This is a genomic window from Streptomyces sp. NPDC005925 (assembly GCF_040638805.1).
In the GTDB taxonomy this organism is placed as follows: domain Bacteria; phylum Actinomycetota; class Actinomycetes; order Streptomycetales; family Streptomycetaceae; genus Streptomyces.
In genome coordinates, this window is the sequence record NZ_JBEXVL010000017.1 from 1 (window position 1) to 24188 (window position 24188).

The window sequence follows — 24188 nt, forward strand, 5'->3', positions numbered from 1 at the left end:
CAGGACTCCGGCGAGGGCCGCTGGACGGTGGAGGCCGCGATCGACAACGCGGTGCCGCTGCCCGCGATCACCGCGTCGCTGTTCGCGCGGTTCGCGTCCCGTCAGGACGACTCGCCGCAGATGAAGATGATCGCGGCGCTGCGCAACCAGTTCGGCGGCCACGCGGTCGAGAAGAAGTAAGCAGTACCCGAAGGCTGGGGAGGCCGGCGAACGACCATGCACGTCACGCATCTGTCGCTTGCCGACTTCCGTTCCTACCCCCGGGTCGAGGTTCCGCTCGACCCGGGGGTGACGGCCTTCGTCGGGCCCAACGGGCAGGGCAAGACCAACCTCGTCGAGGCCGTCGGCTATCTCGCCACCCTCGGCAGCCACCGCGTCTCCTCCGACGCGCCGCTGGTCCGCATGGGCGCAGACCGGGCGATCATCCGCGCCCAGGTCCGCCAGGGCGAGCGGCAGCAGCTCATCGAGCTGGAGCTCAACCCGGGCCGCGCCAACCGCGCCCGCATCAACAGATCCACGCAGGTCAAACCCCGTGACGTACTCGGCATCGTACGGACCGTGCTGTTCGCGCCCGAGGACCTCGCGCTGGTCAAGGGCGATCCCGGCGAGCGCCGCCGCTTCCTGGACGAGCTGATCACGGCCCGCTCGCCTCGCATGGCCGGCGTCCGCTCCGACTACGACCGCGTCCTCAAGCAGCGCAACACCCTGCTGAAGTCGGCCGCGCTGGCCCGGCGGCACGGCGGTCGCACCATGGACCTGTCCACCCTCGACGTCTGGGACCAGCACCTGGCGCACGCGGGCGCCGAACTGCTCGCCCAGCGCCTCGACCTGATCGCCACCCTCCAGCCGCTCGCCGACAAGGCGTACGAGCAACTCGCCCCGGGCGGCGGCCCGGTCGCCCTGGACTACAAGCCGTCGGCGCCGGGCGAGGCACACACGCGTGACGACCTCTACGCGCAACTGACGGCGGCGCTCGCCGAGGCGCGAAAGCAGGAGATCGAGCGGGGCGTCACGCTGGTGGGCCCGCACCGTGACGACCTGCTGCTCAAGCTCGGCCGGCTGCCCGCCAAGGGCTACGCCTCGCACGGCGAGTCCTGGTCGTACGCGCTCGCCCTCCGGCTGGCCTCCTACGACCTGCTGCGCGCCGAGGGCAACGAGCCGGTGCTCGTCCTGGACGACGTGTTCGCCGAACTGGACACCCGCCGCCGCGAGCGCCTCGCCGAACTGGTCGCGCCCGGTGAGCAGGTCCTGGTGACCGCCGCGGTCGACGACGACGTACCGCTCGTACTGGCCGGGGCGCGGTACGCGGTGGCCGAGGGGACCGTGGAACGCGTATGAGCGAGAAGCCGGTGGAGAAGACGGCCAAGGGCACGCCCGAGCCGTCCGGCGTCGACCTGGCACGCGTGGCACTGCGGGCGGCCAAGGAGGCGGCCCGCGCGCGTGGCGACGCGGCACGGCAGACGAAGCAGGCGCGGCGGGTGGGTCTGCGCTCCGGCGCGCGCGCCGACGGCCGAGACCCGATGGCGCTCGGCGCTGCCGTCAACCGGCTGATCACCGAGCGGGGCTGGGAGGCCCCGGCCGCGGTGGGCGGCGTGATGGGCCGCTGGCCGCAGATCGTCGGCGAGGACGTGGCCAAGCACTGTGTGCCGGAGAAGTACGACGAGGACGAGCACGTGCTGGTCGTGCGGTGCGACTCCACGGCGTGGGCGACGAATCTGCGACTGCTCGCCCCGACGCTGGTGGCCCGGCTCAACGAGGACCTGGGCCACGGGACGGTGCGGCTGATCAAGGTCAACGGGCCCGGCGGCGGCAGTCGTCGCTACGGCCCGCTGCGCGCTCCGGGCAGTACGGGGCCCGGCGACACCTATGGGTGACAGACATCACATTCAAGGCCGCTGAGGGGCCTCTTCCAGGGCTCTCGGCGGCCTTCGGCGTGCCCCGGGACAAGGGTGGGAATCCCGACCTGACTTCCAAGTAGCCAAGGGTTGACACCCGGAAGCGCTGAGTGCCGTTGTGAGCCTCTTGGAGCCCCCATCCGTATATCGGGAGTCGGGAGAGCCAGGTTCAGGGCGGCACATGAGGACTCAGGGACCGGCACGCCCCCATCAGTGTCAGTGCTACCGGTAGACTGGAGGGCAATCCCGCCCCCACTCGTGGGGACCGTCGGGAAAAGCTGAGCAACGCTGATCAAGGCTTACCAACGCAACATGCCGCAGCCGCTCCGGCAACCGCCGACGAGCCCGGCTCGTGCTGTGCCAGAAAGGGCGCTTCGTGGCCGATTCCGGCAACCCCAACGAGAACATCCCGTCCACCGACACCGGCGTGAACGACGCGGCGAGCACCTCGAACGGCGAGGTCGCGGCGGCCTCGTACGACGCCAGTGCCATCACCGTCCTCGAGGGTCTGGACGCGGTCCGCAAGCGACCGGGTATGTACATCGGTTCGACCGGTGAACGAGGACTGCACCACCTCGTTCAGGAAGTCGTCGACAACTCCGTCGACGAGGCGCTGGCCGGCCACGCGGACACCATCGACGTCACGATCCTCGCCGACGGCGGTGTACGCGTCGTCGACAACGGCCGCGGCATCCCGGTGGGCATCGTCCCTTCCGAGGGCAAGCCCGCCGTCGAGGTCGTGCTGACCGTGCTGCACGCGGGCGGCAAGTTCGGCGGCGGGGGCTACGCGGTCTCCGGCGGTCTGCACGGCGTCGGCGTGTCCGTCGTGAACGCCCTGTCGACCAGGCTGGCCGTCGAGATCAAGTGCGACGGACACCGCTGGACGCAGGACTACAAGCTGGGCGTTCCCACGGCCCCGCTCGCCAAGCACGGCGCGACCGAGGAGACCGGCACGTCGGTCACCTTCTGGGCCGACCCGGACATCTTCGAGACCACCGAGTACTCCTTCGAGACGCTGGCGCGGCGCTTCCAGGAGATGGCCTTCCTCAACAAGGGCCTGACCATCAAGCTCACGGACGAGCGCGAGTCCGCGAAGGCCGTCACCGGCGCCGACGAGGCGGGCGCGGACGAAAAGGCCGAGGTGAAGACGGTCACGTACCACTACGAGGGCGGCATCGTCGACTTCGTGAAGTACCTCAACTCCCGCAAGGGAGAGCTGGTGCACCCCTCCGTCATCGACATCGAGGCCGAGGACAAGGACCGGCTGCTCTCCCTCGAAGTCGCGATGCAGTGGAACAACGGCTACAGCGAGGGCGTGTACTCCTTCGCCAACACCATCCACACGCACGAGGGCGGTACGCACGAAGAGGGCTTCCGCTCCGCGCTCACCAACCTGATCAACAAGTACGCGCGCGAGAAGAAGCTGCTGCGCGAGAAGGACGACAACCTCACGGGTGACGACATCCGCGAGGGTCTGACCGCGATCATCTCGGTCAAGCTGGGCGAGCCGCAGTTCGAGGGCCAGACCAAGACCAAACTGGGCAACACCGAGGCGAAGACGTTCGTCCAGAAGGTCGTCTACGAGCACCTCAACGACTGGCTCGACCGCAACCCCAACGAGGCCGCGGACATCGTCCGCAAGGGCATCCAGGCGGCCACCGCGCGCGTGGCGGCCCGCAAGGCGCGCGACCTGACCCGCCGCAAGGGCCTGCTGGAGTCGGCGTCCCTGCCGGGCAAGCTGTCCGACTGCCAGTCGAACGACCCGACCAAGTGCGAGATCTTCATCGTCGAGGGCGACTCCGCCGGCGGCTCGGCCAAGTCCGGCCGGAACCCGCAGTACCAGGCGATCCTCCCGATCCGCGGCAAGATCCTCAACGTCGAGAAGGCGCGCATCGACCGGATCCTGCAGAACCAGGAGATCCAGGCGATGATCTCCGCGTTCGGCACGGGCGTGCACGAGGACTTCGACATCGCCCGGCTCCGCTATCACAAGATCATCCTGATGGCGGACGCCGACGTCGACGGCCAGCACATCAACACCCTGCTGCTGACCTTCCTGTTCCGCTTCATGCGGCCGCTGGTCGAGGCCGGGCACGTGTACCTGTCCCGCCCCCCGCTCTACAAGATCAAGTGGGGCAAGGACGACTTCGAGTACGCGTACTCCGACCGCGAGCGCGACGCCCTGATCGAGATGGGCCGCAACGCCGGCAAGCGCATCCGCGAGGACTCGGTCCAGCGCTTCAAGGGCCTCGGCGAGATGAACGCCGAGGAACTGCGCATCACGACCATGGACCAGGAGCACCGCGTCCTCGGCCAGGTCACCCTCGACGACGCGGCCCAGGCCGACGACCTGTTCTCGGTGCTGATGGGCGAGGACGTCGAGGCCCGCCGCGCGTTCATCCAGCGCAACGCCAAGGACGTCCGCTTCCTCGACATCTGAGTCGGTCTCAGCTGACCGCACCAGGAAGGACCTTCACCAGCAATGACCGACGAGAACACCCCTGTGACGACGCCCGAGGGCGACGCCCTGGCGATGCGTGTCGAGCCCGTGGGGCTCGAGACGGAGATGCAGCGCTCGTACCTCGACTACGCGATGTCCGTCATCGTCTCCCGCGCGCTGCCCGACGTCCGTGACGGACTCAAGCCCGTCCACCGCCGCGTGCTGTACGCGATGTACGACGGCGGCTACCGGCCGGAAAAGGGCTTCTACAAGTGCGCCCGCGTCGTCGGCGACGTCATGGGCAACTACCACCCGCACGGCGACTCCTCCATCTACGACGCGCTGGTCCGCCTCGCGCAGTCGTGGTCGATGCGGATGCCGCTGGTCGACTCCAACGGCAACTTCGGCTCGCCGGGCAACGACCCGGCGGCGGCCATGCGCTACACCGAGTGCAAGATGGCGCCGCTGTCGATGGAGATGGTTCGCGACATCGACGAGGAGACCGTCGACTTCACGGACAACTACGACGGCCGCTCCCAGGAGCCGACCGTCCTGCCGGCCCGTTTCCCGAACCTGCTGATCAACGGCTCGGCCGGCATCGCGGTCGGCATGGCGACCAACATCCCGCCGCACAACCTGCGCGAGGTCGCCGCCGGCGCCCAGTGGTACCTGGAGAACCCCGAGGCCTCGCACGAAGAGCTGCTCGACGCGCTCATCGAGCGCATCAAGGGCCCCGACTTCCCGACCGGCGCGCTCGTCGTGGGCCGCCGGGGCATCGAGGAGGCGTACCGCACCGGCCGCGGCTCCATCACGATGCGCGCGGTCGTCGAGGTCGAGGAGATCCAGAACCGCCAGTGCCTGGTGGTGACGGAGCTGCCGTACCAGACCAACCCCGACAACCTCGCGCAGAAGATCGCCGACCTGGTGAAGGACGGCAAGATCGGCGGCATCGCCGACGTCCGTGACGAGACGTCCTCCCGCACGGGCCAGCGCCTGGTCATCGTCCTGAAGCGGGACGCGGTCGCCAAGGTCGTGCTGAACAACCTCTACAAGCACACCGACCTGCAGACGAACTTCGGCGCCAACATGCTGGCGCTGGTCGACGGTGTGCCGCGCACGCTGTCCCTGGACGCGTTCATCCGCCACTGGGTGACGCACCAGATCGAGGTCATCGTCCGGCGTACGAGGTTCCGGCTGCGCAAGGCCGAGGAGCGCGCGCACATCCTGCGCGGCCTGCTGAAGGCCCTGGACGCCATCGACGAGGTCATCGCGCTGATCCGGCGCAGCGACACCGCCGAGATCGCGCGCGGCGGCCTGATGGACCTCCTGGAGATCGACGACATCCAGGCCAACGCCATCCTCGAGATGCAGCTGCGCCGGCTGGCCGCCCTGGAGCGCCAGAAGATCGTCCAGGAGCACGACGAACTCCAGGCGAAGATCCGCGAGTACAACGAGATCCTGGCCTCCCCGCTCCGCCAGCGCGGCATCGTCAGCGAGGAGCTGGCCGCGATCGTCGAGAAGTACGGCGACGACCGCAAGACCAAGCTCATCCCGTACGAGGGCGACATGTCCATCGAGGACCTGATCGCCGAAGAGGACATCGTGGTCACGGTCACGCGCGGCGGCTACATCAAGCGCACCAAGACCGACGACTACCGCGCCCAGAGGCGCGGCGGCAAGGGCGTCCGCGGCACGAAGCTGAAGGAAGACGACATCGTCGACCACTTCTTCGTCTCCACCACGCACCACTGGCTGCTGTTCTTCACGAACAAGGGCCGCGTCTACCGCGCGAAGGCGTACGAGCTGCCGGACGCCGGCCGTGACGCGCGCGGCCAGCACGTGGCGAACCTGCTCGCCTTCCAGCCGGACGAGGCCATCGCCGAGATCCTCGCCATCCGCGACTACGACGCGGCGCCGTACCTGGTCCTGGCGACCAAGGGCGGCCTGGTGAAGAAGACCCCGCTGAAGGACTACGACTCCCCGCGCGCGGGCGGCGTCATCGCCATCAACCTGCGCGAGCGGGAGGACGGCACCGACGACGAGCTGATCGGGGCCGAGCTCGTCTCGTCCGACGACGATCTGCTGCTGATCAGCAGGAAGGCGCAGTCGATCAGGTTCACCGCGACGGACGACTCGCTGCGCCCCATGGGCCGTGCGACCTCGGGCGTCAAGGGAATGAGTTTCCGCGAGAGCGACGAGCTGCTCTCGATGAATGTCGTGCGACCCGGTACGTTCGTGTTCACTGCCACTGACGGCGGGTACGCGAAGCGGACCGCCGTCGACGAGTACCGCGTCCAGGGTCGCGGTGGCCTCGGCATCAAGGCCGCCAAGATCGTCGAGGACCGCGGCTCGCTCGTCGGCGCGCTGGTGGTCGAGGAGACCGACGAGATCCTCGCCATCACGCTGGGCGGCGGAGTGATTCGTACGCGAGTCAACGAGATCAGGGAGACGGGCCGTGACACCATGGGCGTCCAACTGATCAACCTGGGCAAGCGCGATGCCGTGGTCGGTGTCGCTCGCAACGCCGAGGCGGGGCGCGAGGCGGACGAAGTCGACGGCGACGTGGTCGTCGACGAGTCGGCGGACGACGCGGGCACCGGCGCCGGCGGTACGGACGAGGGTGAGGCGCCCTCGGCCGAGTAGGACGAGGAGTGAGTCAGCGTGAGCGGAGCCACGGGCCCCGGACCGGCCGGTACCAACACGGGAACGGACGGCGGAGGCCGTGGCTCCGCCCCGCAGGCACAGGACTCGCACACCACTCAGCTGAAGGCGATCAAGTCCCCCGGGACCGACGCGCACTCGCCCGACACGCCTGGCACCCAGGGGGGAACTGTGACGGACACCCGAGGCCCGCAGGCCCAGCACTACGCGGCCGGCGCGGACCCGGCAGCAGGGGCACAGCCGCAGCCCGCCGCCCACCGGGACACCGCCTCGCCCCTCCCCGGGGAGCGGCAGGCGCAGCAGCCGAACGGGCCCTACCACCCGCCGCAGGCCTACCCCACACAGGGCGACGACGGCCGGTCCGGTGCGGCCGTCCGCCGACCGCGCACGGGCGCGCGCACCACGCCCCGGGTCCGCAAGGCCCGTCTGCGGGTGGCGAAGGCCGACCCGTGGTCGGTGATGAAGGTCAGCTTCCTGCTCTCCATCGCCCTCGGCATCTGCACGATCGTCGCGGCCGCGGTGCTGTGGATGGTCATGGACGCGATGGGCGTCTTCTCCACGGTCGGCGGCACGATCTCCGAGGCCACCGGCTCCAACGAGTCGAACGGCTTCGACCTGCAGTCCTTCCTCTCCCTGCCCAATGTGCTGCTCTTCTCGTCGATCATCGCGGTCATCGACGTGGTCCTCGCCACGGCCCTGGCGACGCTCGGCGCGTTCATCTACAACCTCTCCGCAGGCTTCGTGGGCGGCGTGGAACTCACGCTGGCCGAGGACGAGTGACGGGGCCGGGACGAAGGCGAGTCACGGGCGGGCCGGGGGCCTGACGGCCAGGCCGATACAGGTCCAGGTTGGCTTGCAAGGGACCTGGTTCGGCGGGTCGAGAACGGGGGAACGACCGGCGCCGGAGCGGTGCGGGGGCGGCACGGACAGCCCCCGGACAACCGATTTTGGGACTCCCCACCTCGTGCGCTAATCTTCAGGGGTCAGCGCGCGGGACACCCCCGCAGAGCGCGGCGGGGCTATAGCTCAGTTGGTTAGAGCGCATCCCTGATAAGGATGAGGCCACAGGTTCAAATCCTGTTAGCCCCACAGCGAGAAGACCCCCAGTCGATCAGACTGGGGGTCTTTTGTCATAGATGGTCGACACCGACACCGACAGCGCCGGTCGGCCGAGGGTCGGTCTTCCCGTATCTCCGCGAGAAATGACGCCCGCCCCACGGGTGTGGGGCGACGGCGGGCGGGCCGTCGGGTCGGGATTGGCGAGGGTGGGGCGCGTTCCGCGCTGAAGTGCCCGTTCTGGTTCTGTGCCTCGCGCCGGACCGGGCTCGGCCCGGTCGGACAGGGGCGAGGGCTGTGCGATAAAACGCCCTATTGCATCCATAGCGTGATTCGGGCGCGGGCGCGCAACCGGTGGGTCCCTCCTCGGTTTCTGTTGAGACCGAGGACGGCGTTCACGACCCGAAGGAGAGCGGTATGCACACGATGACTGCCCCACCCGCTGCCGGCCTGACGCGCGGTTACGCAGCCGAGGGCGACTTCCTGCTCGCCCCGCCCAACCCGGTCGACCGCCTGTCGAGCCGCCGTATCGATCCCAAGGACCAGCGCCGACTGGACCTGCACGCCGCCCTGACCGCAGCCGGTATCCCGCCCTCGCCGGGGGACAGCGAGGCCATCGAGCGCCTCAGCGACCTCCCGGTCACCGTGCACGAGGCCCTGCACCGCTGGCTCAAGACCCTGTCGTGATCGCCGCCGCGCCCGGGCGGGACAAGCCGACAGCGCGAAGACCCGAGGACCGTGTCGGCCCGTCGGGTCTTCGCGTCGAGGCGGTGCTGTACGCAAAGCGCCGGAACTGCCGGTACTGCACGGCATGGCTGGAACTGCCGCGTCCGGTCAGGGAGAGGGGGCGGCCGGGCGGCACCCGCGCCGCGGTCAGCGCTGGAGGGGGATCTCGGGGGTGAGGGGTTCCTCGGAGGCCGTACCCGGAGTGCAGGGGCTCGGGGCGGCGGGGGACTCGTCGGGGCGGTGGCGGCACCTGGGGGCATTGCCGTGGGCCTCGGCGTGAATGCGCTGCTTCATCGTGGGGGGCAGGGCGCCGGTACGGGCCCAGGACCAGGGGGACGCCGTGCGCGCCGCCGGCTGGGGAGTGCTCCGGCCGGTGTTGCGCCCCCTGTCGCTGTGGCTGTTGCGCGTGGTCTCGGTCTGCTGTACGGCCGCCGAGGCGTTCGTGGTGGCGACTCCGAGCGCCGCGAACAGCGCGAGGAAGGCGGTGACGATGGCGGTCCACAGCTTCATGACCTTGATCCGGGCCATGGCCCCTCACTTTCGGGTCGGACGATTTGCGTACTTTCCTCATGATGTGTATGGGGGTCGAGAAGTGGTGGACCTGCACCCGTGGCGCGGCGATGTTCAGATGAACACCACTCGAATGGGTGCAGAGTGGCGAAAAAGAAGGAGAATCAGGAGGGAAGGGCAGAAAACGCGTCCTTCTGGAGGGTGTGATCACCTTCCTGTCGGAGCGGAGTACTCCCCTCCTTTGCAGTGCGCCGGACGGGAGTTGAGGGCCGACACAGGTCACTGATCGGTATCGGCCGGTGTGTATAGTCGGGCGCCAGAAGTCCCCTACGTCAAGGAAAGACGAGGTCGCGCGGTGAAGAAGCTTCTCCTGGTCGCACTGGCCGCCATCGGCGGGCTCCTCGTGTACCGCCAGATCCAGGCGGATCGCGCCGAGCAGGATTTGTGGACGGAGGCGACCGACTCCGTACCCACGGGTTCGTGAGCGTCGACTTTCGCATCAGAACAGACCCCGGCCGTCGTAGCGGTCGGGGTTTTGTGTGTCCAGGGGCTGAGGGACCGCCGTGTCAGCGCCGGCCCACGTCCCGCCGGCCGGGCGCCCCGGCCCCGGCCCACGTCCCGCCGGCCGGGGCCGGGGCGGCGGGCGGTCGTCTTCGGCGGTCGTACGGAATGTGCCGACGGCCTGGGGATGTGAGGGGCGTGGGGGCAGGATGGACCGCGGTCCGGGTCCGGTGTGCGGACCGGGCCGGCGTGAAGGCGGTGACGACGTGGGGTGGGGTGGCGAGTCATGACGGGGTGGCGTACGGCGAGGGCGTGGCGTAGGGACGGAGCCCGGGGCCCGGCCCTGTGGCGCGCCGCCTCCCTGGCTGTCGTCGGCGCGGTGCTGTGGACCTGTGCCGTACTGCCCGCCCCCGCTGCCCTGGCCGCGGGCACCGGGAGCGCGTACGACCACGCCGATGGCGCTCGCCGGGTCGACGGCGCGGGGAGCGCCGCGGACGCCGAGCTCCTCGAACCCGGCACGACGTACCGCAGCTCCCTGTCCGCCGACGGCACGGTTCACTACCGTCTCGACCTCGACGACGTCTCCAGTACGTACGTCTCCGCCACCGCCGTGCCCCCGCCGGACGGCACGATCGCCAGTGTCGACGGGATCGAGGTGACCGTCCGGGACGCCGAGGGACACTCCTGTTCCGCCAGTACGGCCCGTATCGGCGCCGCCCGCAGTCCTCATCCGATCGCCGCCTGGGGCATGCGGGAGGTCTCCCCGGGCAGACCCCTGTGCCAGGAGGCCGGCAGCTACGACGTCTCCGTCCGCCGCGTCGCACCGGCGGACACCTCCCCCGACACCTGGGACCTGGAGCTCACCGTCGCCTCCGAGCCGCGCCCGGCGAAGCCCGGTGCGACGAGCCCGCCCGGCGCCTGGGACTCGGCCTCGCCCGAGCCCGCCGGGGGCCGCGCCGTACGCCGTTCCGGCGGCGCGGGCTTCGCCACGGCCGCTTCCGTCGGGCAGGGCGTCTGGCGCGCCGACATCGCGCCCGGCGGGACGCTGTTCTACAGGGTGCCGGTGGACTGGGGGCAGCAGTTGTCCGCCACCGCCGAGCTGGGCAGCGCGGACGGGGGCGGCGGATTCGCCGAAGGCGCCCTGGACCTGTCGCTCTACAACCCGGCACGCGGCCAGGTGCAGAACACCGTCGTCGGCTACGACGGTACCGGCGCGGCAGCCACTCTCGCCCCGCTGCCGCCGGTGGCGTACGCCAACCGGCGTGCCGCCACCGAGCAGGCGAACACCGTACGTTTCGCGGGCTCCTACTACCTCGTCGTGCACCTCGCCGAAGGGGTGGCCGGCAGCTTCGGCGAGGGGCCGTTCGCGCTGACGCTGCGTGTGCGGGTACGCGGGGCCGCACAGGCCGGCCCCGACTACGCGGGGGAGTCGGCGCCGCGGGGCCTGTTCGAGGTCACGGAACAGGACCGGGAGGCCGCGGTCGAGGGCACTGCCGCCGACGACGACCTCGCGATGACGGTCCTCGCCGCGGGAGGCATCGGCACCGGGACGCTCCTGCTCGTGGGGCTCGGGGTGTGGACGGCCGTGGAGCGCCGGAGAGCCGACGTCCCGTAGGGCTCGAAGGGACAGAACGGCTCGAAGGACAGAACGGCTCTAAGGGGCAGAACGCAGAGGTCCTGGGGCTCAGAGGCGGGTCAGGGCCCAGAAGCCCACGGCGTAGCAGGCCAGCGCCAGGAGAACGACCGGGACCGTGACCCTGGCCCGGGGGCCGGGACGGCGGGGGCGCGGGGCGCGGTGCCCTCGTACCGTCGACGGCATGGGCGTCGGTGGCGGCGGTCCCTGCGGGGCCTGCGCGGTGTACGAGGCCGTGACGGCGCCGGTGCCGTGCTGGGGAGGATGGCCCGCGGGCGTGGGGCCGAGCCGAGGGGGCGGGGCGGCGGCGTACGGCGGTGGGGGCGGGGGGAGCCGGGCGCCCAGGGCGTGGGCCGCATCCAGGGGGGTGCCGTGCGGCGGCTGGGGAGCCGTGGGTGGGCGGGGTGTGGCGGCCGTGGTGGCCGTGGTGGCCGTGGCCCGCGGGGGCGGCAGAGGGAAGCTGCCCGTGTCGGACAGGGAGGGCGGCTGTTCCGCCGGGGCGGACCCCTCAGGGGCCGGGGCGGCCGGAGGCGGCGCAGCGGCGGCAGAGACGGCAGGCGCTGGTGGTGGTGGTGGTGCTGGTGCTGCGGCGTCGGCGGATCCCGTGCCCGGTTCCTGGCGGGCTGCGGACACCGGGGTGGACGTGGGGGACGGTGACGGGTCCTGGGAGGTGCCCTGCACGGCCGCCCCGGACGCATGTCGGAGCGGGCCGTCCGGGGCGAACTCCGGTGGCAGCGGGCCGATGTGATCGAAGATCTCGATGAGTTCGTCGTCGGGACCGGGTTCCGGCAACAGCTCCGCGGCCGAGGCGAGCGCCTTCCGCGCCCCCGTCGCCGAACGGAAACGGGCGTCCGGGTCCGGTTGCAGCATCGTGGCCACCACCTGCCACAGCGGCTCCGGGATGCTCTGGGGCGCGCCGGGCGTCCCGTGCTCGGCGAAGTACTGCACGAGTGCCCTCGCGTCCGGCTTGGCGCCCTCCAGGAGGTACAGGGCGACGAGGCCCACGGCGAACAGGTCGGCGGGGAAGTCCGGCTCCGAGCCCGTCAGCTGCTCGGGTGCGAGGTAACCCGGCGTCCCCACCACGAGGTTGGTCTCCGTCAGGCGTGGTTCGCCCAGCCGCATCGCGATGCCGAAGTCGGACAGCCGCAGCCGGGGCCGGGCGGTGCCGGTCGCCTCCAGCAGCACGTTGGCGGGCTTGATGTCCCGGTGGACGACGCCTTCCGCGTGCACGGCGGCCAGGCCCGACAGGAGCTGGTCGAGCAGGGTGCAGACGAAGGCCGGAGGCAGGGGGCCGTAGTCGCCGACGAGGTGGACCAGGGAGCCGCCTGCGACCAGGTCCATGGTGAACAGGACCTTGTCGTCGTCCGCGGCCCAGCTGGCGGGCGCGAGCACGTGCGGGTGGTCGATGCGCAGCGCCTGCTCGCGGACGAACCGCAGCAGGGAGTGCGCGTCGCTCTGCTGGAGCACCTTGGCCGCGACATACCGGCGGCGGCGGTGGTCCCAGGCGCGCCAGACGGCGCCGACGCCACCGCGCCCGATCGGGTCGACCAGCTCGTACCGGCCGGCGAAGACCTCACCCATGGCTGTGCGTCGCTCCTCCCCTGCGGCCTGCCCGGACGACCCGCGAATTCTCCGGTCTCCCGGGCCTTCGGCTCTCCGCGATGTCCTCGGCTTCCCGGATGCCCTCGGTCCCGGACGCCCTCGGTCTCCGCTGTTCTCGGTCCCCCCGGTGAGGACACGCCCCCACGTGTCCTCACCCCCAGACCCGTCGTCCCGGCTGCCGACCCCCTTCGGCCGCCGGACGGCGGGATCAGCTCTGGTGGGACTCGTAGTGCGCGACGGCGTCCGAGGTGCGGCCGGCGCCGTACACCCGGAGGAACTCCGCCAGCTCCGGGTGGGTCGGAGAGAGCGTGTTCGCCGCGTCGATGATGTCACCGGCCGCCGCGACCGAGCGGAGCAGCGACTGGATCTCGCGGACCACGCGCTTGACCGTGGGTGCTCCCGAATTGCTGGTCGTCTGCGTGGTGTTGTTGAGCACCGAGCCCCCCTGCGACTTCTTGATCTCCTCCATGCGTTCGGTGGCCTCGGCGGCACTCACGTTGCCGTGGGCGACCTGCCCCGCCAGGTCCTGCAGCAGCTGCACCCGCTGGACCACGGCAGGATTGCCGATCTTCGCCCGCTGACCGCTCATCAGCTGCGACAGCATCGGCGCCGACAGTCCCAGTACCCCCGCGAGACGAGCCTGGTTGAGACCAAGATCGTCGATGAGCCTACGGAAGAGCGCCCCCAACGGCTCCCCGTACCAGTTCCGCTGCAGTTCCCGCGCTCTTGCGGTGGCTTCCTGCTGTGCGGCGTCCATTGCGTCTCCCCATCGCTTCCCCTTAAGACCGCGGTTCGCTGTAGCGAACCACGCGTGCATCCTACGGAGAGTGGTGGGGCATCGGGACCCCCTCATTTGCGAGATCCCGGGGCCGACCCGGTACTCTGGACTGCGGCGTCGACCGGTATGAAGTCCCTCCGGCCAGGCGCTCGTCATCCAGGGGCCTTAGCTCAGTTGGTAGAGCGCTGTCTTTGCATGGCAGATGTCAGGGGTTCGACTCCCCTAGGCTCCACCTGAAAACACCCTCTGACCTGCGGAAAAGCTGGTCAGAGGGTGTTCGTGCGTGAGAGGGGCGCTGCCACCGGCGGCCTTGACCGGCGGGCGGGCCCCTGCCGCTTGCTCCGGCGGACGAGCCGCCCGCGAGTACTCCCCGCCCGAGTCGGAGCCATATGTGGAAGCGCTCGGCGACACCTCAATCCACCCGGCCCCAAGGTGAGTTGGGGATATCGAGCACCGAGGGGTGGCCGACGTCGACGGTTTCACGTGAAACATGGCTGTGGGGCGGGAAATCGTGCAGGCTTCCCGCCCCACCCAGCGACGCCGGGATGATCCCCCGATAGGGCTCAGTGCCTGTCGTAGCGGTTCGTGCCCTCCTGCTCGGCGTCCTTGGCGTCCTTGTCGTCCTTGGCCTGCTCGGCTTCTTCGGCTTCCTCGGCCTGCTTGGCCTCCACCTCGGGGTCGAGCACGGTCGTCGAGCCGCTGCCGTCGACCGAGTTCAGTCGTCCGGACTCCGGAACCTCCGTCGCCGCGGGCGGCTCCACCAGCCAGTCCGGGTTGGCCTGCTTGTCCCACCACTTCCAGGCGGCGAAGGCGCCGCCGGCGAGAATGCCCAGCACTGCCAGCATCCTCGTCGCCCGGCCGGCGCGCGCCCGCCGCTGGTGCTTGCGGACCAGCTTCTGGACGTCCTTCGCGGAGACCTGGCCGCGCAGCGCGGCCAGCGCGGCGGCACCGCGCGCGGCGGCCTCGTCCTTGACCGGAGTGGCGGCGGCCACGGCCTGCTCGATCCGTGGGCGGGAATACACGGCTGCCTGCTGTGCGGCCCTCCGTGTCCGGCAGGCGGCTTCCTGGGCGGCCTGGTCGATCTTCGGCGGCACATGCGTACGGGCCTGCTCCAGACGCGGTGCCACATGGGCGCCGTACTGGGCGCGGGCCTGTTCGGCGGCCAGCGTCACCTTGGGCGCGAGCCGTACGCGGGCCTCGTGTGCGTAGTGCGCGGCCCTGTCCTTGGCCGTGTCGGCGTAGGGCGCCACCACTTCCGCGGCGTGCAGCACGCTGTCCTTCGCCAAACCGGTCGCGGCGCGCACGCTGTCGATGCGGGTCACGGGTTCCTCCTCCTCGGTGGCGTACGGTATTTCGACTTTCCACCCTTTTACGGATCATGCCTGCCGGTGCGGTACCGGGCATGCGTGGACGGGCATCCGGGTCACGGGACAACGGCCGCGGAGCCCCGCAGGCCGCCGGTGCCGGACGAGGCCGGAGGACAGGGCCGAGGGCGCTGACGGAGGGGGGCGCCGGTCGGTGCCGGGGTACGGAAGTCGATCTCGTGGGAATCGTCGGCCTAGGGGTGTCATAGGGGGACGAATGCGGAACAACGGGAGGCTGGTGCCGACACTGTCACGGATCGCCGGTTCTCGCGCCCGTCTCGCGTCTACGCGGCCCGTTTTCCACAAGTGACACGCGACGCATGCCCCCCACGCCTCGCCCGCCGGACGACGAGGGGCTCCGGCCGTGCGAGGATCAGGGAGTCACAGGAAGACAACGGAAGGCAGATCGTGGCTGAGCAGCTTTACGCCACCCTGAAGACCAACCACGGCGACATCGAAGTCCGGCTCCTGCCGAACCACGCGCCCAAGACGGTGCGGAACTTCGTGGAGCTCGCCAAGGGCGAGCGGGAGTGGACGCACCCCGCCACCGGCGAGAAGTCCACCCAGAAGCTCTACGACGGCACGGTCTTCCACCGGGTGATCAGCGGGTTCATGATTCAGGGCGGAGACCCGCTGGGCAACGGCACCGGCGGCCCCGGCTACCAGTTCGAGGACGAGTTCCACCCGGACCTGTCCTTCGACAAGCCCTACCTGCTGGCGATGGCCAACGCGGGTCCGGGCACCAACGGCTCGCAGTTCTTCGTCACCGTCGCCCCGACGACGTGGCTGAACCGCAAGCACACCATCTTCGGCGAGGTCACGGACGCGGCCAGCCAGAAGGTGATCGACTCCATCGCCGGTGCGCAGACCAACCAGCGCACCGACCGACCGGTCAACGACGTGGTCATCGAGTCGGTGGTGGTCGAGACCCGCTGAGGCGCGTCCCGACCTCGGGTTCGACTTCCGGGTGCCCGAGTGCCCTTGCTCGGGATCCTGGTCCCGGGCAAGGGCGGGACGCCCGGCGGAAGCACCGGCAGGGCCGGCGGAGAACCACCGCGAGGGCCCTGGGAACCAAACGCCCCGCTCATCCGTAAGGATGGGCGGGGTGGTGCTTTCCCCGGAAGGCACCTGCCCGAGGTTTTCCCGCGCCGACGAATGAGGGGACGCCATGGACCAGGCGCCAGGCAGCCCGAAGGACCCCAGGGACCCGAAGGGCCCGGGAGACACCGGTCCGACGGACGATGCCCGGAGCCTGCCCACCTGCTATCGCCACCCGGAGCGCGAGACCGGCATCCGCTGCACCCGCTGCGACCGCCCGATCTGCCCGGACTGCATGATCGACGCGTCGGTCGGTTTCCAGTGCCCCGAATGCGTCCGGGGCGGCTCCGGCACCGGACACCCGCCGGGCGCTTCCCGGCCCCGCACCCTTGCCGGCGGCGCCGTTCCCGCGGACCGTCGCCTGGTGACCAAGATCCTCCTCGGGATCAACGTCGCGGTGTTCGTCGCGGTGCACGTCTGGTCGGGGCTGCTGGATCACCTGCTGCTCATCGGAGCCTGGCCTCCGGCCCCGTTCGGCCCCGTCGAGGGTGTCGCCGAGGGCGAGTGGTACCGCATGGTGACGGCGATGTTCGCGCACGAGGCCCCGTGGCATCTCGCGTTCAACATGCTCAGCCTGTGGTTCCTCGGCACACCGCTCGAAGCGATCCTCGGCCGTGCCCGCTATCTCGCCCTGTATGTCACCTCGGGGCTGGCGGGCAGCGCCCTCTCTTATCTGCTGGCCGAACCGACCGCGGCCTCGCTCGGCGCGTCCGGCGCGATCTTCGGGCTGTTCGGCGCGACCGCCGTCGTGGTGCGGCGCCTCAACCACGACATGCGCCCGGTGATCGCCCTGCTGGTGATCAACCTGGTCATCACCTTCGGGTGGAGCAACATCGCGTGGCAGGCGCACATAGGCGGCCTGGTCGCCGGTGCCGTGATCGGTTACGCCATGATGCACGCCCCGCGCGAACGGCGGTCACTCGTGCAGTTCGGCAGCTGCGCGCTGGTGCTGCTCGTGGTCGTCGTCGTGACGCTGCTGAGAACGGCGCAGCTCACCTAGGGGCCTGTCGTGTGGATCACCCCGGCGTCGCGGGGTCTGGCACGCACGTCTGCCGCGTTGTCGTCGGTTGCCGACGCTCCGCGTTGACGCCCTCCGCCTTGCAGCCGCACGCACCAGACCCCGCTCGGGTCGGCCGCAAAGCACCGCGTCCCACAGCCGGCCTGATCCACACGACAGACCCAAGGGAGACGCGGGGTTGCTGAGCGCTTGGTCAGCGTTATCCACAGTAGGTGGCGGATCTTGTGCATATTGTGCGGGAACGCGTGTGCGTCCCGTATCTGATGCGTGTTTCCGCAGGTCAGGCGTGGGGTGAACAGGTTTTCGACCGCCGGTAGGGCAGTCACACCGGCGTCAACCGTCACTGGGTTATCCACAGATCGTCGTTCTTTTCCCCAGTGTGGAAAACGGCTGTGGATAACTTGGTGGACGGTTGCCGGCGGAGCCGTGTTCACGCGGAAGCAGCCGGTACCTCTCCGGCTGCTCCCACGGCGCGCGAAAGCTGCGTCACCGCTGTCTCCACCGCTCTGTCGCTGCTCCCGCCGTTCCTTCAGCCGCTACTTCCACTGAGTGGAGACGCCGAATCCGGCGGCGATGAACCCGAAGCCCACGACGATGTTCCAGTTGTCGAACGTGTCGACGGGCAGGGAACCGTCGGTGACGTAGAAGACGACGATCCAGGCCAGCCCGAGGAGGAACATGGCGAGCATGACGGGGGCGACCCAGGAACGGTTGGTCAGCTTGATGGCCGCTGCCTGCTTCGCGGGCGGCGGCGTGTAGTCGGCCTTCTTGCGGATACGTGACTTCGGCACGAGGGTCTCTCCTGTCGATGCGCTGCGTGGCCGCGCAGGTTCTGGGTCGGGCTCGGGGCGGCTTGCAGGGGACTCTGAGCGCTCCCCCGGGCGTCCGTTAGCGTAGTGCTTCCGTGGCGCCGAAGGAGATAAGGGTACGTTGAGCAATTCTGCCGACTCCCCCGGGACGGGATCCAGCCCCACCGGCCGACGTTTCCGGCCGGTCCGGGTGCTCACCGTGGCCGTCTTCGCTCTCGCGGGGCTCATCTTCTTCACCAGCTTCGACACCGCCAAGGGCACCAATATCCGTACGGACTCGTCCTTGCTGAAGCTTTCCGACCTGATTCAGGAACGAAGCCGCAAGAACGGACAACTGGACGAGTCCAACGCCGGCCTGCGCGACGACATGGAGGTGCTCGCCGAACGGGACAACGGCAGCACGGCCGCGGAGGAGAAGAAGCTCGCCGGGCTGGAGAAACGCGCCGGTACGCAGAAACTCACCGGTGAGGCGATCTCCGTGACGCTCAACGACGCCCCGCCGGACGCCACCGCCAAGCTCCCCGGCTACCCGGAGCCGGAACCCGACTACCTGGTCATCCACCAGCAGGACCTCCAGGCCGTGGTGAACGCGCTCTGGCAGGGCGGCGCCCAGGGCGTCAAGGTCATGGACCAGCGGCTGATCTCCACCAGCGCGGTGCGCTGCGTCGGCAACACGCTGATCCTTCAGGGCCGGGTCTACTCACCGCCGTACAAGGTCACGGCGGTCGGCGACCCGCGGCGGCTGAAGAAAGCCCTCGCCGTATCCCCCGCGATCCGCAACTACATGGTGTACGTGAAGGTCTACGGCCTCGGCTGGAAGGTCGAGGACGAGGGCAGGACGACGCTGCCCGGCTACTCGGGCACGGTCGACCTGCACTACGCACAGCCCGTGGACTGACCGAACGCCCTACCGAAACGTCTCACCCGACGCTCCCTGTGGACAACGGGATGCCGGGACCGTCCCGCCGTTAGTCTGTTTGCTGTACGGCGTGAGTCTGGTGCCGTGGTGCGACGGAAGGGACGGCATGTACGGCTGGATCTGGCGGCATCTGCCGGGGAACGTGTGGGTGAGGGCCCTGCTCTCCCTCGTACTGACCGTGGCCGTGGTCTACGTGCTCTTCCAGTACGTCTTCCCGTGGGCGGAACCCTTGCTGCCCTTCAACGATGTGACGGTGGACAACCAGTGAGCGCACGCATCCTCGTCGTCGACAACTACGACAGCTTCGTCTTCAACCTGGTCCAGTACCTGTACCAGCTCGGCGCCGAGTGCGAGGTCCTGCGCAACGACGAGGTGGCCACCGCCCACGCCCGAGACGGCTTCGACGGCGTCCTGTTGTCACCCGGACCCGGCGCTCCCGAGCAGGCCGGCGTCTGCGTCGACATGGTGCGGCACTGCGCGGCGACCGGCGTGCCCGTCTTCGGCGTCTGCCTCGGCATGCAGTCGATGCAGGTGGCGTACGGCGGGGTCGTGGACCGGGCGCCCGAGCTGCTGCACGGCAAGACCTCGCTCGTCGAGCACGGGGGCCGGGGCGTCTTCGCGGGCCTGCCCTCGCCCTTCACGGCGACGCGCTACCACTCCCTGGCCGCCGAACCGGCGACCGTCCCGGCCGAGCTGGAGGTCACGGCGCGCACCCGGGACGGCATCGTGATGGGCCTGCGCCACCGTGAACTGCCCGTCGAGGGCGTCCAGTTCCACCCCGAGTCGGTGCTGACCGAGCACGGGCACCGCATGCTGGCGAACTGGCTGGTGGAGTGCGGTGACCACGGTGCGGTGGCGAGGTCGGCGGGGCTCGCCCCGGTGGTGGGCAGGGCAACGGCGTGACCGCACTGCGCCCCGAGCGCGAGTCCGGCACCTCGTACGGGCAGGAGCCGTACGGGGCGCGGGGCGCGTTCGAAAACTGGTCGCACGGGGACCAGGGGCAGGCGCGGACGCCGTACGAGCAGAATCCGTACCAGCAGTCCCAGCCGCAGCCGCAGCAACCGCACCGCACCACGGTGTACGAGGGGACGGCACCGTCTTACGATCCGGCGCCGCCGCCGTACCAGGAGGCGTCGTACGACCCGCGGCCACAGGGGCAGAGGTACGAGCCTTCCGCACCCGCACCTGCGCCGGTGTCCCCGCCCCGGCCCGGCGACGACGAGACCGTGGCGCTGCGGATGGCGGATCTGCCGGACGGGCCGGAGGGAGCGGGTGGGGCCGCGGGCCCTGCAGCGGCCTCTGCCGCCTCCACGGCCGCCGGGGCTTCCGGTCCCGCGCACGGAGGCCGTGCGGCCCGCAGAAAGGCCGCCAAGCGGCGGCACGGGCGTCATGGCGCCGGCAGCCGCGCGGGCTCGCCGGGGGCGCGGAGCGAGGACACCGAGCCGGAGGAGCAGCCCGCCGCGCCGCTGTCACGGATGGAGGCGCGCAAGCTGGCGCGGGCGCGCAAGGCCGGGCCCGCGGTGATCGCGAGCCGCGCGATCGGTGAGGTCTTCATCACCACGGGCGTCCTGATGCTGCTGTTCGTCACGTACCAGCTGTGGTGGACGAACGTCCGGGCGCACGCACAGGCCGGCAGGGAGGCCAGCGACCTCCAGGAGGACTGGGCGAACGGCAAGCGCAGTCCGGGCGCCTTCGAGCCGGGCCAGGGTTTCGCGCTCCTGCACATTCCCCGGCTGGACGTGGTGGTGCCGATCGCCGAGGGCACCAGCAGCAAGGCCGTCCTGGACCGGGGCATGGTCGGCCACTACGCGGAGGGTGCGCTGAAGACGGCCATGCCGGACGACAAGACCGGCAACTTCGGGCTGGCGGGCCACCGCAACACGCACGGCGAGCCGTTCCGGTACATCAACCGCCTCGAGCCGGGCGATCCGGTCGTCGTCGAGACGCAGAACAAGTACTTCGTCTACAAGATGACGTCGACGCTGCCGGTGACCCCACCGAGCAATGTGAGCGTCCTCGCCCCCGTCCCGCGGCAGTCGGGTTTCACCGGGCCCGGCCGGTACATCACGCTCACGACGTGCACACCGGAGTTCACCAGTAAGTACCGGTTGATCGTCTGGGGCAAGATGGTCGAAGAACGGCCGCGCAGCAAGGGCAAGCCGGATGCGCTAGTCAACTAGGGGCAGAGGACACGTGGCAGCGACCACCGACGGCACCGACGGCACCGACGGCACCGACGAGCACACCGACGCGCACCCGCCGCCACCCCGTTCGGCGGCACGCCGCCGAGGGCCGGGGCCGCTGGGCAGGGTGGTCGGCTTCATCGGCGAACTCCTGATCACGGCAGGCCTGGTGCTGGGCCTGTTCGTCGTGTACTCGCTGTGGTGGACGAACGTGGTCGCCGATCGTGCGGCCGACAAGCAGAGCGACAAGGTCCGTGACAGCTGGGCCCGGGACTCCGGTCCCGGCGCGCTCGACACCAGGAACGGCATCGGCTTCCTGCACGTCCCGGCGATGGGGAAGGGCGAGATCCTCGTCGAGAAGGGCACGACGTCGAAGATCCTCAACGACGGCGTCGCCGGCTACTACACCGACCCGGTCACGTCGGCGCTGCCCCCCTCGGGCAAGAAGGGCAACTTCGCCCTCGCCGCCCACCGCGACGGCCACGGCGCGAAGTTCCACGGCATCGACAAGCTCGACAAGGGCGACCCGATCGTCTTCGAGACCAAGGACACGTGGTACGTCTACAAGGTCTTCGGCATCCTTCCCGAGACCTCGAAGTACAACGTCGAGGTCCTCGCCCCGATCCCCGAGGAGTCGGGCAGGAAGAAGGCCGGCCACTACATCACGCTGACGACCTGCACCCCGGTCTACACCAGCCGCTACCGCTACGTGGTCTGGGGCGAACTGGACCGCGTGGAGAAGGTCGACGCGGAGCGGACCCCGCCGAGGGAACTGCGCTGACGCCCACCGCACGACGGGAACCGCGCCGGGCCCGACGCGGCGACCGCACCACATGACAGAGCCCCGGCACCGGGAAGGTGCCGGGGCTCGCGTCGTCGCGACGGGCGGACGGGTCAGTCGCCGCCGGTGATGCCGCCGAAGACGCCGCCGTTCTGACCGCCGTTGCGGCCGCCGTTGTTTCCGCCGACGGTCGTCAGCGTGATGGCCTGGCCGCCGGGGTTGTCCACCTCGGTGCCCGGCTGCGGGTCCTGCTGGGTGACCACCGCGTTGTCTTCGCCGGGGCCGGCCACCTGGATGTTGGTGAACCCGGCGCTCTGCAGGATCTGCTTGGCCTCGGCCAGGGACCGCAGGCGGACCTCCGGAACCTTCGCCTTCTGCTGCTTGGCCTTGCCGATCTGGATGGTCACCGTGGACTTCTTGTCGACGGAGGAACCGGCTGCCGGAGTGGTCGCGATGACCTTGCCGACCAGCGCCGGATCGTCGGTCTCCACGTCGGTGCAGGTGCCCGTCAGCTCGTTCGCCTGCATCTGGGCCACGGCTTCGTCGCAGGTCTTCCGGGCGACATCGGGCACCGTCGCCTTGTCCGCCTTCTTGGCGACCGTCAACGTGATCGTGGAGCCCTTCTCCACCTCTTTGCCCTTGATCGGGTTCTGGTCGAGGACCGTGCCCGGCTCTTCCGAGGACTCGCGGGCCTTCGTCTCGACCGTCAGCTCGTAGTCGTCGCCCTCGAGCTGCTTCTTGGCCTCGTCCAGGGGGAGGCCGATCACGCTGGGAACCGTGACCTTCGGCGCACCGGTGGACACCACCAGGTCGACCGTGGAACCCTTTTCGATCTTGGTACCCGCCGCGGGTTTCTGCGAGCAGATCTTGTTCTTGCTCTGGTTCTCGCAGGGCTTGGAGGTGAAGGAGAGCTCGAGCTCCGCGTTGGTGGCGAGCTCTCTGGCGGTGGTCTTGGTCTCACCGACGAAGTTCGGGGCCGAGACCCTGTCGTTGTCGGAGCCACCACCGGTGAACGCGTACTTGCCGATCAGGATGGCGCCGACGAGTACGAGCAGGCCCGCCACGACCAGCAGGATCGTCGAGGTGTTCGACTTCTTCTGGCGGCGCCGGTCCGGGCGGTCGTCGTAGCCGTAGCCGCCGTCGTCCGGGTTCATGGGCGGCAGCATCGACGTGGCGCCGGCGCCGGAGTCCGCGCGCAGGGCCGTCGTCGGCTGGTCGTCCGGGTAGCCGCCGTAGCCGGCCGGACCCATCCCCGCCGCGGCCGCGACGGGCCGGCCGTCGAGGCAGGCCTCGATGTCGACGCGCATGTCGTCGGCGGACTGGTAGCGGTAGTCGGGGTCCTTGACCAGCGCCTTCATCACGATCGCGTCCATCTCGGGCGTGATCTCGGGATCGAAGACGCTCGGCGCCTGCGGTTCCTCCCGCACGTGCTGGTACGCGACCGCCACCGGGGAGTCCCCGACGAAGGGCGGGCGGACCGTCAGCAGCTCGTAGAGCAGGCAGCCGGTCGAGTACAGGTCGGACCGCGCGTCGACCTGCTCGCCCTTGGCCTGCTCCGGCGACAGGTACTGCGCGGTGCCGATGACCGCGGCCGTCTGCGTCATCGTCATGCCGGAGTCACCCATGGCGCGGGCGATGCCGAAGTCCATCACCTTGACCTGGCCGTTGCGCGTCAGCATGACGTTCGCCGGCTTGATGTCGCGGTGGACGATGCCCGCCCGGTGCGAGTACTCCAGCGCCTGGAGGATGCCGATGGTCATCTCCAGCGTCCGCTCCGGCAGCAGCTTGCGACCGCTGTGCAGCAGCTCACGGAGCGTGGAGCCGTCGACGTACTCCATGACGATGTACGGGATCGAGACCCCGTCGATGTAGTCCTCGCCCGTGTCGTAGACCGCCACGATCGCGGGATGGTTGAGCGAGGCGGCCGACTGGGCCTCCCGGCGGAACCGGGCCTGGAAGGACGGGTCGCGCGCGAGGTCCGCGCGAAGCGTCTTCACCGCCACGGTGCGGCCGAGGCGGGTGTCATGCGCGAGGTAGACCTCCGCCATGCCACCGCGGCCCAACACCTGGCCCAGCTCGTACCGGCCGCCGAGGCGACGCGGCTCTTCCATAGCTACCTACCAGCCCTCTCCGTCGGTCCCGGCCGGCGTGTGCGCGCGGCCGGAGGCTGCCGTCCGGGCCTACCGTACCCGGCTCGTTTTGTGTGACCTGGCC

The 24188-nt window shown here is 70.1% G+C and carries 21 protein-coding genes, 2 tRNA genes and 1 pseudogene; 18 read left to right on the top strand and 6 right to left on the bottom strand.

What is annotated here, in order from left to right; genetic code table 11:
* The 8 genes and pseudogenes from ABZ354_RS19725 to ABZ354_RS19760 all read left to right on the top strand — a co-directional run.
* Nucleotides 1-180 (top strand): annotated as a pseudogene (locus ABZ354_RS19725) (6-phosphogluconate dehydrogenase); the annotation flags it as partial.
* 36 nt (nucleotides 181-216) lie between these two features.
* Nucleotides 217-1338 carry a DNA replication/repair protein RecF gene (recF, locus tag ABZ354_RS19730; RefSeq protein ID WP_358658380.1) on the top strand — a complete coding sequence of 374 codons (1122 nt, stop codon included), beginning with the start codon at nucleotides 217-219 and terminating at the stop codon, nucleotides 1336-1338.
* Nucleotides 1335-1874, top strand: a complete 540-nt coding sequence (locus ABZ354_RS19735; RefSeq protein WP_358658381.1) for a DciA family protein — start codon at nucleotides 1335-1337, stop codon at nucleotides 1872-1874. Before recF ends, ABZ354_RS19735 begins: the two co-directional genes overlap by 4 nt.
* Before the next feature lie 397 nt (nucleotides 1875-2271).
* A complete protein-coding gene (gyrB, locus tag ABZ354_RS19740) occupies nucleotides 2272-4335 on the top strand; it encodes a DNA topoisomerase (ATP-hydrolyzing) subunit B (RefSeq protein WP_358658382.1) in 2064 nt (687 codons plus the stop codon).
* 42 nt (nucleotides 4336-4377) lie between these two features.
* On the top strand, nucleotides 4378-6978 hold the full coding sequence (gene gyrA, locus ABZ354_RS19745; protein WP_358658384.1) for a DNA gyrase subunit A: 2601 nt from the start codon (nucleotides 4378-4380) through the stop codon (nucleotides 6976-6978).
* Nucleotides 6979-6996: 18 nt separating this feature from the next.
* Nucleotides 6997-7776: a DUF3566 domain-containing protein gene (locus ABZ354_RS19750; RefSeq protein ID WP_358658386.1), complete on the top strand. Its 780-nt coding sequence runs from the start codon at nucleotides 6997-6999 to the stop codon at nucleotides 7774-7776.
* A 235-nt stretch (nucleotides 7777-8011) separates the two neighbouring features.
* A tRNA-Ile gene (locus ABZ354_RS19755) sits at nucleotides 8012-8085 on the top strand.
* A 384-nt stretch (nucleotides 8086-8469) separates the two neighbouring features.
* Entirely contained in the window at nucleotides 8470-8739 is a 270-nt protein-coding gene (locus ABZ354_RS19760; RefSeq protein ID WP_358658388.1) for a hypothetical protein, read from the top strand.
* A 186-nt stretch (nucleotides 8740-8925) separates the two neighbouring features.
* Here ABZ354_RS19760 and ABZ354_RS19765 read toward each other — a convergent pair whose 3' ends face one another.
* Nucleotides 8926-9306, bottom strand: coding sequence for a DUF6344 domain-containing protein (locus ABZ354_RS19765; protein WP_358658390.1), 381 nt, complete (start codon nucleotides 9304-9306; stop codon nucleotides 8926-8928).
* Nucleotides 9307-9643: 337 nt separating this feature from the next.
* On the opposite strand from ABZ354_RS19765, the gene ABZ354_RS19770 reads away from it, so the two are divergent.
* Together ABZ354_RS19770 and ABZ354_RS19775 are read left to right on the top strand one after the other, a co-directional pair.
* Complete coding sequence (locus ABZ354_RS19770; protein WP_003999697.1) at nucleotides 9644-9772, top strand: DLW-39 family protein; 129 nt, start codon at nucleotides 9644-9646, stop codon at nucleotides 9770-9772.
* A 303-nt stretch (nucleotides 9773-10075) separates the two neighbouring features.
* Complete coding sequence (locus ABZ354_RS19775; protein ID WP_358658392.1) at nucleotides 10076-11404, top strand: hypothetical protein; 1329 nt, start codon at nucleotides 10076-10078, stop codon at nucleotides 11402-11404.
* Between the two features lie 69 nt (nucleotides 11405-11473).
* Here ABZ354_RS19775 and ABZ354_RS19780 read toward each other — a convergent pair whose 3' ends face one another.
* Both ABZ354_RS19780 and ABZ354_RS19785 read right to left on the bottom strand, forming a co-directional pair.
* Complete coding sequence (locus ABZ354_RS19780; RefSeq protein WP_358658394.1) at nucleotides 11474-13003, bottom strand: serine/threonine-protein kinase; 1530 nt, start codon at nucleotides 13001-13003, stop codon at nucleotides 11474-11476.
* Nucleotides 13004-13232: 229 nt separating this feature from the next.
* A complete protein-coding gene (locus tag ABZ354_RS19785; RefSeq protein ID WP_358658396.1) occupies nucleotides 13233-13781 on the bottom strand; it encodes a DNA-binding protein in 549 nt (182 codons plus the stop codon).
* 180 nt (nucleotides 13782-13961) lie between these two features.
* On the opposite strand from ABZ354_RS19785, the gene ABZ354_RS19790 reads away from it, so the two are divergent.
* Nucleotides 13962-14034 (top strand) — tRNA-Ala (locus ABZ354_RS19790).
* 331 nt (nucleotides 14035-14365) lie between these two features.
* Here ABZ354_RS19790 and ABZ354_RS19795 read toward each other — a convergent pair.
* A complete protein-coding gene (locus tag ABZ354_RS19795) occupies nucleotides 14366-15124 on the bottom strand; it encodes a DUF5324 family protein (RefSeq protein ID WP_358658397.1) in 759 nt (252 codons plus the stop codon).
* Between the two features lie 450 nt (nucleotides 15125-15574).
* Here ABZ354_RS19795 and ABZ354_RS19800 point away from each other — a divergent pair, with 450 nt between their 5' ends.
* Both ABZ354_RS19800 and ABZ354_RS19805 read left to right on the top strand, forming a co-directional pair.
* A complete protein-coding gene (locus tag ABZ354_RS19800) occupies nucleotides 15575-16102 on the top strand; it encodes a peptidylprolyl isomerase (RefSeq protein ID WP_358658399.1) in 528 nt (175 codons plus the stop codon).
* A gap of 232 nt (nucleotides 16103-16334) precedes the next feature.
* Nucleotides 16335-17264: a rhomboid family intramembrane serine protease gene (locus ABZ354_RS19805; protein ID WP_358658400.1), complete on the top strand. Its 930-nt coding sequence runs from the start codon at nucleotides 16335-16337 to the stop codon at nucleotides 17262-17264.
* Between the two features lie 554 nt (nucleotides 17265-17818).
* On the opposite strand, the gene crgA is transcribed toward ABZ354_RS19805, so the two are convergent.
* Entirely contained in the window at nucleotides 17819-18073 is a 255-nt protein-coding gene (gene crgA / locus ABZ354_RS19810) for a cell division protein CrgA (protein WP_358658402.1), read from the bottom strand.
* A 139-nt stretch (nucleotides 18074-18212) separates the two neighbouring features.
* On the opposite strand from crgA, the gene ABZ354_RS19815 reads away from it, so the two are divergent.
* From ABZ354_RS19815 to ABZ354_RS19835, 5 genes are all read left to right on the top strand, one after another.
* Nucleotides 18213-18989: a DUF881 domain-containing protein gene (locus ABZ354_RS19815; protein ID WP_358658404.1), complete on the top strand. Its 777-nt coding sequence runs from the start codon at nucleotides 18213-18215 to the stop codon at nucleotides 18987-18989.
* Between the two features lie 91 nt (nucleotides 18990-19080).
* On the top strand, nucleotides 19081-19278 hold the full coding sequence (locus tag ABZ354_RS19820) for a hypothetical protein (protein WP_358658406.1): 198 nt from the start codon (nucleotides 19081-19083) through the stop codon (nucleotides 19276-19278).
* Nucleotides 19275-19913, top strand: a complete 639-nt coding sequence (locus ABZ354_RS19825) for an aminodeoxychorismate/anthranilate synthase component II (protein WP_358658408.1) — start codon at nucleotides 19275-19277, stop codon at nucleotides 19911-19913. Before ABZ354_RS19820 ends, ABZ354_RS19825 begins: the two co-directional genes overlap by 4 nt.
* Nucleotides 19910-21190: a class E sortase gene (locus tag ABZ354_RS19830; protein ID WP_358658410.1), complete on the top strand. Its 1281-nt coding sequence runs from the start codon at nucleotides 19910-19912 to the stop codon at nucleotides 21188-21190. The genes ABZ354_RS19825 and ABZ354_RS19830 overlap by 4 nt, the downstream gene beginning before the upstream one ends.
* 13 nt (nucleotides 21191-21203) lie before the next feature.
* A complete protein-coding gene (locus ABZ354_RS19835) occupies nucleotides 21204-21974 on the top strand; it encodes a class E sortase (RefSeq protein WP_358658412.1) in 771 nt (256 codons plus the stop codon).
* A 113-nt stretch (nucleotides 21975-22087) separates the two neighbouring features.
* Here ABZ354_RS19835 and pknB read toward each other — a convergent pair whose 3' ends face one another.
* Complete coding sequence (gene pknB / locus ABZ354_RS19840; RefSeq protein WP_358658413.1) at nucleotides 22088-24085, bottom strand: Stk1 family PASTA domain-containing Ser/Thr kinase; 1998 nt, start codon at nucleotides 24083-24085, stop codon at nucleotides 22088-22090.
* Nucleotides 24086-24188: the final 103 nt, after the last annotated feature.